Here is a 12,389-nt window from a genome sequence, read left to right as displayed (position 1 = left end):
CGCGCGCATCGCCTCACGCCACCCTGATCGGCAGACCGCCGAGATCCAGATCCGCATCGCCATCATGAACAGATACAACAGCCTCGGCACCGCCGAGATCATTGCCGTGGGCTGAAGACTGAGCGGGAAAGGGGAAGATCGGCATTTAGCCCATAAGCGCAACAATGCTCGATGGACCGCTCGTTGCTGGTCAAGGGCTTCACGTCAATCATCGTGCCGCTGCAGGTGGGCGCCGCCGCCACCGCCCTGAGGTGTGGCGCTTGCAAAAGCCTCTTCCTCATCGTCGTGCCGATCATGGCCGGCGGCATCGGCGGAGACGCGATCCCGCTCTCGGGGACTATCAGAGAATCTCGGGCATCGACCAAGGGAAGGTGCCGACCCACGTCATCCCCGCAGCCTTGGTGAGCAACCTGACCGCGATCACTCTGGCAGGTACGCTTCCGTCATTTGGCTGCCGCCACCCCTACCTGACCGGCAACGGCCAACTGCAGACCTCGGGCGGCGGTGACCTGGCCGGAGCCGCAACCGGCACAACAACCTCGAACGTGCAGGACATCGCGGCTGCAGGCGTGGACACGCCTCACCCGGCGGGGCTGGCCTTCGTGCTGCTTGTGTTCTCTGCGCCGGTGGTCGCGCTGGCATCCGGATGCTGGTCAACGGCATCACCCCGCGGCTGCAGACGACGAGCTGGTGGCGGGCTCCGCCTCTGCGAATCTGGTCACCATCGCCGCCCCGGTGACCGCAATGGCTCTGTCCGGCTTCTTCGCGGGCTGTTCCGTGAACCTCTATTCCGCAGAGCTTGCAATCATGTCGAGCATTCCCCGCGGGATGCGCCGCGCGGAGGGCATCGGGGTCCTGTCCGCTCCGAGCCGGATGCAGCCGATGCCCTTCCCCCAGATCGCTCCCCCCTATCGACGGCTGCGTCACCGTGGCGCTGGCGCTGATCCTTTGGGTGGCACTCACCTGACAGGTGTCGACGGCGCGTACCCTGTCAGGCCGCGCCGTCTGCCTCGGCGGGTGCCGCGGCGACCGGCGACTTGCGCTGGAGAGCGCCGCTCAGGTGTTTGCGCATCAGGAACGAGGCCTCGACCACTTCGCCGCGTTCGATTAGGTCGAGCAGCGCCAGATGCTCGGTACACTGCCGCACCAGCCGGTCGCGGTTGAGGTTGGCGCGGTATTCCATCAGGCGCCGCATCCGGTTCACGCGCACCAGCGACATGTGAAAGAAGGGATTGCCCGACATGCGGGCGATCTCTTCGTGCAGACGCGCCCCATTGCCCAGAAGCGTCTCGGGTGCGCCGGTGCGGATGTCCTCGTCGAGCATCCTCTGCTGTATGCGGCGCTGTTCGGCCAGAGCCGGGCGGTCGACGGTGAACCCGGGCTCAAGCAGCGCCGCGGGTTCGATGACCATCCGGAAGCGATAGATCTGCTCGAAGGCCTCGGCGGTCTTCGCCACCGGCAGGAAGCGCCAACCGTAGCCCTGCTTGCGTTCGACCCAGCCCTCACGCGTGGCCCGCACCAGGATGTCGTTCACCCGCGCCTTGGTCAGCCCGTAGCGCTCGCGCAGGAACAGTTCGGTCACCTCGGCGGGGATCTCGTCGCGCAGCCAGTCCGAGGCCAGACGCTGATAGTCGTCCATGTCGCGGATCATCTCGCCCGCCTCTGCGGCCACCGGCACGGTGGCGCAGACGAAATAGCCCCGGTTCTGGTGCTGTTCGACGAAGCCCTGCTCGGCCAGCAGGGTCAGCGCCTCGCGGATCGGCGTGCGCGAGACGCCGAACCGGTCGGCAAGTCGTTGCGTGCGCACCGGCGCGCCCGGGGCCAGCAACCGGCTGCGGATTTCATCGATCACCGACTGGGCGATCTTGTGGGGAAGGTCAGAGCTGCGCATACGACATCATTTGCGGAACCGCGCGACATAATGGAAGGAGAAAGGCTGCACGTAGCAGCTTTCGCCATGCATGATCACCTGATCCTCGGTGCTGAAAAGCGTGTGCACGCGCATCAGAAGCGGCGCCCCGGGCGTCACCTGCAGGTGACGGGCGGTCTCGGCCGAGGCGGTGACGGCGCAGAGGTCGGCCTCGATCCGGCCGATCCGCAGGCCCATGCCGTCCTCGATCAGGCTGTGCGCGGCGGCGGTGGCCAGCGCAACCGTGTCGAACTGGATCTCGAAGCCCGGCGCGAAATACCGCAGCTCGTCGCCGATCGGTTTGTCCTCGATCAGCCGCACCCGGTGCAGAGAGAAGACCGAAGTGCCGGGCGCGATGCCCAGCTTTCGCGCCGCCCGCTCCGGCACGGGCACCTGCGAGAAGGCCACGAGGCGATAGCGGATCTCCTTCTCGACCAGCGCCGCCTCGCTTTCGAAGGACTGGATGTTGTGGATGTCGAGATCGACCTTCAGATCCGCCCCGTCCGAGCGGTCGCGCACGAAGCTGCCACGGCCGGGAAAGCGCTCGATCAGGCCCTCGTGCGACAGCCGCGTCATTACCGCCTGCACGGTCGCCCGGCTCACGCCATAGTCGCGCGCGATCTCGGCCTCGGTCGGAACACGGTCGCCGGCGGCGAGCTCGGCGCTGCGGATCAGGGTGGCGAAATGGCCGTAGATTTGCGACTGGATCGAACCGCTTGCCACCGCCTGCCCTTCCGACATTTGACTAGTCATGCATCGCAGCTTGCGCCCTGCTGTCAAGACGCGACGCGCCGTTTCCGATCCGCGCGGCGAGGATCGCGGGCAGGATACCCCCGGCCTGCAGGTTGCGTACCTCTTGCTCGGTCTCCACGGCGGCGATCGCGTGCAAGGCCTCGGTCCGGCCATCTGCCCGGTGCAGCCGGACGCTGACCTCCTGGCCGACCTGCAGGGTGCCGGGTTCGAGGTCGATCTCGATCCGATCTGCGGGACCGATTCCGGCCGCGGCCGGCGCGGTGCCGCCGACAAGCTGCAGTGGCAGGATCCCCATGCCGATCAGGTTGGTGCGGTGGATCCGCTCGAAGCTTTGCGCCAGCACCGCCCGCGCCCCCAGAAGGGCCGCGCCCTTTGCCGCCCAGTCGCGGGAAGATCCCATGCCGTAACGCTCGCCCGCAAGGATCACCACCGGCAATCCACGCGCCGCCGCGGCCTCGGCCGCGCGCCACAGCGGCTGCGGCGCCTCGCCCTCAAGCACCGTGGTCGCCGGGGCAAGGCCCGGGGCGAGGTGGTTGACCGCCAGGCGGTTGGTGAACAGCCCGCGCAGCATCACCTCCCAGTTGCCGCGATAGGCGGCATAGACGTTGAGGTCGGCGGGATCGCCGCCGCGTTCGATCAGCCAGCGCCCCGCCTCGCTCTGCGGGTCGATCCAACCCGCGGGCGAGATGTGGTCGGTGGTCATGTCGTCGCCCAGCACCAGCAGGGGCGCGGCCTGGTAATGGCCCAGTCGGCAGCGTTCATCGCGCGAGGCGAACTTCGGCCGGCGCAGGTAGCGCGAGGCCGGATCCCAGGGAAAGCGCGGCGTCGTGGGCACCTGAAGCGCGCTCCAGGCGGCGTTGTCCGAGGCCGCGGCGAAGGCGCCCGGCACGTCGGCGGGCCGGAAGGCGCGGGTCAGCACCGCCTCGACCTCGGCCACGTCGGGCCAGATCTCGGACAGGTGCACAGGGCGCCCATCGGGATCGTGCCCGAGGGGCTCTGTCAGCAGATCGCCGAGGATGTCGCCCCTGAGGGCCGCGGCGATCACCATCGGCGGCGAGGCGAGGAAGCCGAGGTCGAGCTTCGGATGCACCCGTCCCGGGAAGTTGCGGTTGCCCGACAGCACAGCGGCCACCGCACGTCCCTCGGCCAGCGCCGCCTCGATCTCCGCCGGCAGCGGGCCAGAGTTGCCGATGCAGCTGGTGCAGCCGAAGCCCACGATGTCGAACCCCACCGCCGAGAGATCCTCGAGCAGGCCCGCGCGCGACAGGTAATCGCGCGCCGAAGGCGACCCCGGCGCGAGCGAGGTCTTGACCCAGGGCGCGGGCGCAAGGCCGCGGGCGCGGGCTGCGCGTGCCAGAAGACCTGCCGCGATCAGCAGGCGCGGGTCCGAAGTGTTCGTGCAGCTGGTGATCGCCGCGATCCCGACCGCGCCGTCTGGCACGCCCGCGGCCCCTGCCTCACCGGTCAGCGCGCGCCCCAGCGCGGCCTCGGTCGCGCCGCGCATCGCCCCGACCGCGACCCGGTCCTGCGGCCGGCGCGGGCCTGCCACCACCGGGCGAAGCGCCGACAGGTCGATGGCGATCTGGCGGTCGAAGCGTGGCCGGGCGGCGGGGTCGAACCACAGGCCCATGGCGCGGAACGCAGGCTCGACCGCGTCGCACAGCGTCTCGGGTCGGTCGGTGCGGCGCAGATAGGCCACGGTTTCGGCATCGACGGGGAAGAAGCCGGTGGTCGCACCGTATTCGGGGGCCATGTTGGCCACCACCGCGCGGTCGTCGGCGGTCAGGCGGCTGACGCCGGGGCCGAAGAATTCGACGTAGCTGCCCGCGACGCCCAGCTTGCGCAGCAGATGCGTGACCTCGAGCGCGAGATCCGTCGACAGCACCCCCGCCGGCAGCGCGCCGATCAGTTCGACCCCCACCACCTCGGGCATGGCGAGCGAGGCGGACTGCCCGAACATGACGCTTTCCGCCTCGAGCCCGCCGATCCCCCAGCCCATGACACCGATGCCGTTGATCATCGGCGTGTGGCTGTCGGTGCCCAGAAGCATGTCGGGATGCGCCCGGCCCTCCGCGCCGATCTCCAGCACCGTCGCCAGTTGCTCGAGGTTGATCGTGTGCATGATCCCGGTGCCGGGCGGATTCACGCGCACCCGCTCCATCCCGACCGAGGCCCATTTCATGAAGGCATAGCGCTCCGCGTTGCGGGCGATCTCGCTTTTCTGGTTGCGCATCAGCGCGTCGGGCCGGGCATAAAGATCGACCGCCAGCGAATGGTCGACCGAGACCTCTACCGGCAGCGAAGGCTCGAGGCTGGCGGGATCGCCCCCCGCCTCGGCCAGTGCGTCGCGCAGGCCCGCGATGTCGGCCAACGCCGGGGTGCAGGTGGTGTCATGCATCAGCAGGCGATTTGGCAGGAAGGTGAATTCGAAGCCTCCCGCGCGCCCCTGCCGCCAGGCCTCCAGCGCCGCGACCAGCCCCGCGCGCCCCGCAGGCCCGGTCTGGCGCAGGTGGTTTTCCGCGAGCAGCCGCAGCACGTGCGGCAGGGTCTCGAGACCGGGCACTTGCCCGGGCAGGTCCGTCACGGTCAGCGCGCCGACCGTCCGGGTCATCGGGTCCGAAGATGTCATCGCAGCGCCCTCCAGTGTTTGCGGCCCGGTGGCCGCCTCATGTTCCGTCCGGTCAGATCTGGCCAAAGACCCGCCCCAGTTCGTCCACCGCCTCGCGGCTCAGGAGCCGCACCTCGCTGCCCTGCAGGGCAACCAGAAGCTTTGCGGTCTCTTCCAGCTCTTCCGCGGCGCAGACGGCCGAGAAGAGATCCTTGCCGCTGACAACCGGCCCGTGGTTGGCCAGCAGCACCGCCGCGTGGCGCCCCTCCAGCGCGCGGATCAGGTCGCCCATCCCCGGATCGCCGGGGCGGATGTAGGGGACCATCTTCACCCGGCCCACCCGCATCACGACATAGGGCGTGATCGGGGGCACGCAGTCCTCGGGGTCGGTTCCGGCCAGCACCGACAGCGCCGTGGCCCAGGTCGAGTGCAGGTGCACCACCGCCCCCGCCTGCGGCCGCGTGTCGTAGAAGGCGCGGTGCAGCGGGAATTCCTTCGACGGCCTGTCACCGCCCAGGTGGTTGCCATCGTGGTCGAGCTTCGAGATCCGATCGGGCTCCAGCGCGCCCAGCATCGCGTTGGTCGGCGTGATCAGGTAGCCGTCCGGGAGCCGGACCGAGACGTTGCCGGCCGAGCCCACGCTGTAGCCACGTGCGAACAAAAGCCCGCACAGGCGCACCATCTCTTGGCGCAGGTGGTCCTCGGGGCCGGTCATGCCGTCTCCATCTTTTCGAGCGCCTTGGCGAAGAAATCCGGCGCCCCGAAGTTGCCCGACTTCAGCGCCAGCGCCACCGGCGCCGGCCCGTCCAGCGACAGGATCGGCACGCCGGGGTCGATCTCTGGCCCGATGCGCAGCGCGGGCTGCGCAAGTTCGGCCGCTACCGCCTGCGCCACCGCGCCCGATGTCTCGCCCCCCGCGACGACGAAGCGCCGGAAGCCCGCGCGCAGCAGAAGCCGCGCCGTCTCTGCAAAGAGCGTATCGAGCCGGTGCGCGACCTCGGCCCGGCCGAAGCGGTCCTGGGTGGCGCGCACCTCGTCGGGCGTGCCTGACGAGAACGCCAGCGGCGCCGCGCCCGCGTGGCTGGCATAGAAGGCCATCAGCGTGTCGGCCGTCACCTGTCCGGCCATGACCTGCGCCACGTCGATGGCGAGCGTCGGGTTGGCCGCGGCATGCCGCGCCACCTGCCCCAGCGTCGCGCCCGAACAGCTGCCAGCAAGGATCGCCGCCGGCCCCGCGACCGCGCTGCCCGCCATCCGCCCCCCCGCGGCGTGCCCCGCGCGGATCAGGTTTCGCGGCAGGCCGAGCGCGATGCCCGATCCGCCGGTGATCAGCCGCGCATCGGCCAGCGCCGTGCCGATGGTCAGCAGGTCGTCGTCCGACACGGCATCGGTCACGCAGAAGATCTCGCCCCGCGCCCGCGCCATCTCCAGCGCCTGCGCGACGGCCGTGGAGCCGGCGCGCACCACCGGGGCTGCGACATGGCCGACGCTTGCCGTGGTCTGCGCTGCCAGCACGCGGCGGATGTCGGGATCGGTCATCGGCGTCAGCGGGTGGTGCTGCATGCCGCTGTCGCTGAGCAGCCGGTCGAAGACGAAGAGATGTCCCTGATAGACCGTGCGCCCCGCGCCGGGGAACGCGGGGCAGACGACGACGCCGGATGCGCCCATCCGCGCGGCCAGCGCCTCGGCCACCGGGCCGATGTTGCCTTGGGGCGTCGAGTCGAAGGTCGAGCAATATTTGAACAGGATCTGTTGGCAGCCCTGCGCTAGCAGCCATTCGAGCGCGGCAAGGCTGTCGGCCACGGCCTCAGCCACAGGCGCTGTGCGACTTTTCAGCGAGATGACGCCCGCCTCGATGCCTACGGGCGCGGCGCCCTCGGGCACGCCCGCGAACTGCGCGGTCACCAGCCCACCCTCGGGGGCCGTGCCCTTGGCCAGGGTGTTGGCGATGTCGCTCGCCCCGGTGAAGTCGTCGGCGATGACCCCGATCAGCATGCGCCGACCCTCCGGCCTTCGACCCGGGCGCGCAGCTTGGCGACCGCTGTTTCGGGGCTGGCCAGCACCGGGCGTCCGCTGGCGGCCGCGGCAGCACCGGCTGCACTGGCCATCGAGAACTGCGCCAGCAGGATCGCGTCGGCCGAGCCGAGGCCGCGGGCGGTTTCGGCGATCAACCGATCATGCGCGGCCACGTCGCCCGCCCGCAACGTGGCGAGCGCGCCGTCGCAGAAGACCGCGCGCAGGCGGACGGTCGCGCCGCGCCGCGTGGCCTCTGCCTCGAACTCCGCGACCATGCCCTCGCGCGCGGGCGGGAAGGTGTAGATCATCGCGATGTCCTGCCCGGCTTCGAAGGCCGCCTCGAACATCGCTTCGTTGGGCTTGAGGACCGGCACCGCGCTGCGGGCCGCCACCGCCTCGATCGGTGCGCCGAAGGAGGAACAGGTGAAGAGAACCCCCTCGGCCCCGGCCGCCGTCGCATGATCGGCCAGCGCCGCGATCCGGTCGCCCAGCGCGGACGTCACGGTGCCCGCCGCGGCAATGTCTGCCGCCAGGCTTTCGTCCAGAAGGCTCAGCACCTCGGCCTCGGGCCACAGACGCGCGGCGGCCTCGAGGATCGGATCGATGGCCACGNGTCGCCCAGCGCGGACGTCACGGTGCCCGCCGCGGCAATGTCTGCCGCCAGGCTTTCGTCCAGAAGGCTCAGCACCTCGGCCTCGGGCCACAGACGCGCGGCGGCCTCGAGGATCGGATCGATGGCCACGCGCGTCGCGTGGATCAGGACGATGCGGGGAGGGCGGGTCACGGGCGGATTCATCGGGACGGTTCCATCGTGCGGCTCCTTCGGGTGGGCAGTGGTGGCGCGCAGGCAGGGAGGGGGCCTGCGCGCCACGGCGTCCTCTCGGGGCCCACCCGAAAAGAGGACGACAGGACCGCGGCGCTCAGGCGGACGCGGCGATCTGGTCGGCGACCATCCGGCCGAAGGCATCGGTGTTCACCGTGCCGCCGATGTCGCGGGTGCGCTTGGCCGGATCGTCGATGACCTTGTCGACCGCGGCATGGATCGCGGCGCCCGCCGCCATCAGCTTGTCGATGCCGCGCTGTTCGCCCAGCCAGCTGAGCATCATCGCCGCCGACAGGATCAGCGAGGTCGGGTTGGCGACGTTCTTGCCCGCGATGTCGGGGGCCGAACCGTGCTGCGCCTGCGCACAGACGAGGCCGGTTTCCGCGTTGGCGTTGATCGACCCGGCCAGACCCAGCGAGCCCGACAGTTCGGAGGCGAGGTCGGACAGGATGTCGCCGTAGAAGTTGGTGGCGACGACGACGTCGTACTTCTCGGGCTGGCGCACCAGGAGCGCCGCGAAAGCGTCGACGATCTTGTCCTCGATCTGCACCTCCGGGAAGTCCCTGGCGACCTCGCGGAAGCATTCGAGGAACAGGCCGTCCGTCATCAGGAACGAATTGGCCTTGTGGATCGCCGTGACCTTCTTGCCGCGCTGCATGGCCAGCTTGAAGGCCTCGCGGCAGATCCGGGTCGAGGAATGGCGCGTGATCTTGCGCACCGACAGCGCCATGTCCGGGTCAGGCATCATCTCGCCCACGCCGCGGAACATGTTGCGGTCGGGATAGAAGCCCTCGGTCGCCTCGCGCATGATCACCAGGTCCATGCCCGGTGCCTTGTTCGGCAGGAAGTCGCGCGAGCGCGCGGGTCGCACGTTCGCATAAAGGTCGAGCCCGATGCGGAAGCCGGCCGAGACGTTGCGGCCGCCCTGCGCCACCGGCGGATAGTCCATGTGCGACTGGGTGCCCAGGATCACGCCGTCGAATTCGGTGCGGGCGCGGTCCAGCACCTCTTCGCGCAGCGTGATGCCGTGGTTCTTCAGGCTGGTGAAACCGGATTCCTCTTCGTGAAAGGTCAGGCCAAGGTCGAACTTGGCATTCACCGCCTCCATCACCTCCAGCGTCGCCGCCATGATCTCGGGGCCGATCCCGTCACAGGGCAAAGTCATAATCCGCATGGTCGTCTCCTCGCTCGCGACTCGGGGTCCGGCTCTGTTTTGGCTGTTATTGGATTTATTAGCTGTAAAGTCCAAATGCAAGCATCATCCGCCCCAATCGGGCCGGAAGGACGCCCGGTCAGACGGGCGGCGCCCCCGGTCGCCTGGGCGACCCTGCGGAGGCGCCGCGCGGCGTCACTTGACGCCGGCGATGGCCTTCAGCTTCGCCATGATCTCGTCGCCCACGAGGTCGTAGCCTTGCGTCTTCCAGACCGGCTCCATCGCCGAGGACCAGGCCGCGCGCTGCTCGGGCGTCAGGCGGTTGATCGTCTTCCCCTGCCCCTCGATGAAGGCGATGTCGTCGGCGTTGATCTTCTCGGCCTGCTCGATGTTCCACTGGGTGGCCACGTCGAGCGCCTCTTGCAGCTTGCCGCGCGCGTCGTCGGACAGGCCGTCCCACCAGGCCTTGTTGGCCCCGACCACATAGGCCGAATACTGGTGATCGGTCAGCGTGATCTGGTCGATCATCTGCCAGGTGCCCGATCCGTGCCACGAGTTCGGCGTCACCTCGGCGCCGTCGATCACCCCCTGTTCCAGCGCCGTCGGCGCCTCGGACCAGTTGATGCCGACGGCATTGGCCCCCAGCACCTCGAAGGTCTGCACGTAGACCGGCGCCGACTGCACCCGGATCTTCATGCCCTTGACGTCCGCGGGCGCCACGACCGCCTTCGAGCCGCGATATCCAAGATCGCGCGGCCCGTTCATCCAGACAGCGATCGGCTCGATCCCCTTCTTCTCCAGCTTCGGCACGAAGATCGCGCGGATCTCGGGATCCTCCATCGCCGCCACGATCTTGTCGGGCGTGTCGAGCAGGAACGGCAGTTCGAACACGTTCATCTCGGGCACCAGCGAGGTGTAGATGCCGATCGTGGGCGAGATCACCTGCACCTCGCCGAGTTGCAGGCCCTGGATCTGGGTCTGCTGGTCGAAGAGCGTGCCGGAATGGTGCATCTCGGTGGTCAGGTCGTCGCCCAGCCGCGACTTGGCCTCTTCGATGAACTTCTCGAAGGTCTGGCCCTTGAGCCCTTTCTCGTTGTTGTCGTTCGACAGCACCATGCGGATGCCTTCGGCCGACACCGGCCCGGCAAGGGCCGTCGCGGACAGCAGAAGCGCAAGGCAGAAGGTTTTCGACGGGTTCATGGTTTCTCCTCCCATGGATTGAACATTGAAACGGCGGGCGGTCCTCAGCCGCCCAGCCCCGGCAGCCAGAGCGACACGGCCGGAACGAAGGTCACGATCAGAAGCGCGATAAGGGTTGCGGCCATCCAGGGGATGGTGGCGCGGAACACCTGAAGGACCGGCATCCCCGACACGCCCGACGCGACGAAGAGGTTCATGCCGACGGGAGGCGTGATCAGGCCCAGCTCGATGTTGACGACCATGATGATCGCGAACTGCACCGGGTCGATGCCAAGGGCTGCGGCCGCGGGCTGCAAGAGCGGCGCGAAGATCAGGATCGTGGGAACGCCCTCCAGAAAGAAGCCGACCACGACCAGCAGCAGGTTGACGCAGAGCAGGAAGGCGACCTTCGACAGGCCCGCGTCCAACACCGCCTCCGACAGCATGGCGGGCAGCCCGATGCGGGTGATGAAATAGCCAAAGATCAGCGCGTTGGTGGTGATCCAGAAGATCATGCCTACCCGCGGCGCGACCCGCACGATCAGGCCCACGATCATCGACAGCTTGAATTCGCCGTAGACGAACATGCCGATCGCCAGCGCCAGCGCAGCCGAAACCGCCGCTGCCTCGGTCGGCGTGAAGATCGCGCCGCCCTCGACGTGGATCGGGCCAAGCGACATCGTCGGAAGGCCGTAGATCCCCACCACGATGAAGGCCGGCAGGAACAGCGCCGGCAGTGCCATCACCACCGCCCGGCCCCGCTCGCCCCAGGTTGCGCGCGTGCCTTGGACCTTGCCCTCGCGCGCGGCCAGGACCCGGGCGGTGACCAGCAGCAGCGCCCCGTAGATCAGCCCCGGCACGACGCCCGCCAAGAACAGGGCGGGGATCGGGGTTTCGGTGACGAAACCGTAGAGGATCAGCGGGATGCTCGGCGGGATCAGGATCCCGATCGAGCCCGAGGTCGCCAGCGCGCCGATGGCGTAGCGGGGCGAATAACCCTCCTTCACCAGCGCGGGATACATGATGTTGCCCACAGCGGCGACGGTCGCGGGGCTCGAGCCCGAGATCGCGGCGAAAAGGATGCAGGTCAGCACCGCCGTCATGCCCAGCCCCGCGCGCAGATGGCCCACGAAGGCGCGCGCCATGGCGATCAGCCGGCCGACGAGGCCACCCGATTCCATGAACTCCGCAGCGAGGAAGAAGAACGGCACCGCCATCAGCGTGTAGTGGTTGAGGTTGGCGAAGAGCTTCTGCCCCAGAACCCCGGACGGGATCGGCGCGAAAATCATCGAGGTGACTAGCGCCGCTCCACCCAGCGCGGCCGCGATCGGCAGGCCGATGACGATGGCCGCAAAGAACAGCAGGATCAGCGTCGCAACGGTCATTTGCCGCCCTCCGCCTGCGCCGTCGCGCCGATGCGGGCCCGGAACGGGGCCTCAAGCTCGAGCGAGGCCGGGTCGCGGATCAGGGCCACGATCAGCAGCGCGTAGCGCAGGCTGAACAGCGCCATGGTCACCGGCGCCACGACATAGGGCCACAGGAAGGGCACCCCAAGTTCGGGATGGCTGAGCTCGATCGTGGCGACGAAGTTCGCGTAGAAGACCGTGTCCTTCAGGTAGAAGAGGCACAGCCCCAGCGACAGCAGCAGGACGGTGAAGTTCAGCACGATCCGCGGGCCCTTCGGCAGCGCCATCGCCAGCAGCTCGACCCGCGGGTGATAGCCCTCGCGCACGGCGCGCGCGGCCGCGAAGAGCATGCCCCAGACCAGCGCGGTGACCACCCCGGCCTCAAGCCAGTGGATGCCCAGGTTGAAGACGTAGCGCAGCACGACCTGCAGCACGGCCCCGAAGAGCCCGAGCAGGGTCATCGCGACCATCATGACCGTCTCGATCCCGCACAGGACGCGGTCGAGTGTGCGAAGCATTGGCTTCCCTCCCTTGATGTCAGG

Annotated in this window: 10 protein-coding genes and 3 pseudogenes; 3 read left to right on the top strand and 10 right to left on the bottom strand. The window is 68.9% G+C overall.

What is annotated here, in order from left to right; translation table 11 throughout:
• From V8J36_RS21230 to V8J36_RS22915, 3 pseudogenes are all read left to right on the top strand, one after another.
• Positions 1-115 (top strand): annotated as a pseudogene (locus V8J36_RS21230) (IS5/IS1182 family transposase); the annotation flags it as partial.
• Between the two features lie 56 nt (positions 116-171).
• Positions 172-557 (top strand): annotated as a pseudogene (locus V8J36_RS22920) (2-hydroxycarboxylate transporter family protein); the annotation flags it as partial.
• Positions 505-891: pseudogene (locus tag V8J36_RS22915) on the top strand (2-hydroxycarboxylate transporter family protein); the annotation flags it as partial. The pseudogenes V8J36_RS22920 and V8J36_RS22915, both read left to right, overlap by 53 nt.
• A 100-nt stretch (positions 892-991) precedes the next feature.
• On the opposite strand, the gene V8J36_RS21225 reads toward V8J36_RS22915, so the two are convergent.
• From V8J36_RS21225 to V8J36_RS21180, 10 genes are all read right to left on the bottom strand, one after another.
• Positions 992-1,891, bottom strand: coding sequence for a GntR family transcriptional regulator (locus tag V8J36_RS21225; RefSeq protein WP_336469321.1), 900 nt, complete (start codon positions 1,889-1,891; stop codon positions 992-994).
• 6 nt (positions 1,892-1,897) lie between these two features.
• Positions 1,898-2,650 (bottom strand): GntR family transcriptional regulator, encoded by a 753-nt coding sequence (locus V8J36_RS21220; protein ID WP_336469320.1) that lies wholly within the window; start codon positions 2,648-2,650, stop codon positions 1,898-1,900.
• Between the two features lie 4 nt (positions 2,651-2,654).
• Entirely contained in the window at positions 2,655-5,291 is a 2,637-nt protein-coding gene (acnA, locus tag V8J36_RS21215; protein ID WP_336469319.1) for an aconitate hydratase AcnA, read from the bottom strand.
• 52 nt (positions 5,292-5,343) lie between these two features.
• A complete protein-coding gene (gene otnC, locus V8J36_RS21210) occupies positions 5,344-5,985 on the bottom strand; it encodes a 3-oxo-tetronate 4-phosphate decarboxylase (RefSeq protein ID WP_336469318.1) in 642 nt (213 codons plus the stop codon).
• Complete coding sequence (gene otnK, locus V8J36_RS21205; RefSeq protein WP_336469317.1) at positions 5,982-7,265, bottom strand: 3-oxo-tetronate kinase; 1,284 nt, start codon at positions 7,263-7,265, stop codon at positions 5,982-5,984. The genes otnC and otnK overlap by 4 nt, the downstream gene beginning before the upstream one ends.
• Positions 7,259-7,897 (bottom strand): aspartate/glutamate racemase family protein, encoded by a 639-nt coding sequence (locus V8J36_RS21200; protein ID WP_336469316.1) that lies wholly within the window; start codon positions 7,895-7,897, stop codon positions 7,259-7,261. Before V8J36_RS21200 ends, otnK begins: the two co-directional genes overlap by 7 nt.
• Positions 7,898-8,206: 309 nt before the next feature.
• A complete protein-coding gene (locus V8J36_RS21195) occupies positions 8,207-9,283 on the bottom strand; it encodes an isocitrate/isopropylmalate dehydrogenase family protein (protein ID WP_336469315.1) in 1,077 nt (358 codons plus the stop codon).
• A 174-nt stretch (positions 9,284-9,457) separates the two neighbouring features.
• Positions 9,458-10,462 (bottom strand): TRAP transporter substrate-binding protein, encoded by a 1,005-nt coding sequence (locus tag V8J36_RS21190; RefSeq protein ID WP_336469314.1) that lies wholly within the window; start codon positions 10,460-10,462, stop codon positions 9,458-9,460.
• A 44-nt stretch (positions 10,463-10,506) separates the two neighbouring features.
• Positions 10,507-11,826 carry a TRAP transporter large permease gene (locus V8J36_RS21185; RefSeq protein ID WP_336469313.1) on the bottom strand — a complete coding sequence of 440 codons (1,320 nt, stop codon included), beginning with the start codon at positions 11,824-11,826 and terminating at the stop codon, positions 10,507-10,509.
• On the bottom strand, positions 11,823-12,365 hold the full coding sequence (locus V8J36_RS21180; RefSeq protein ID WP_336469312.1) for a TRAP transporter small permease: 543 nt from the start codon (positions 12,363-12,365) through the stop codon (positions 11,823-11,825). Before V8J36_RS21180 ends, V8J36_RS21185 begins: the two co-directional genes overlap by 4 nt.
• Between the last annotated feature and the right edge of the window lie 24 nt (positions 12,366-12,389).

Origin of the sequence: Frigidibacter sp. MR17.14, from assembly GCF_037095735.1 — a bacterium.
Classification (GTDB): Bacteria; Pseudomonadota; Alphaproteobacteria; order Rhodobacterales; family Rhodobacteraceae; genus Frigidibacter.
Note: the sequence above shows the minus strand (reverse complement) of the source record. Positions and strands in the feature narration are given on the sequence as shown.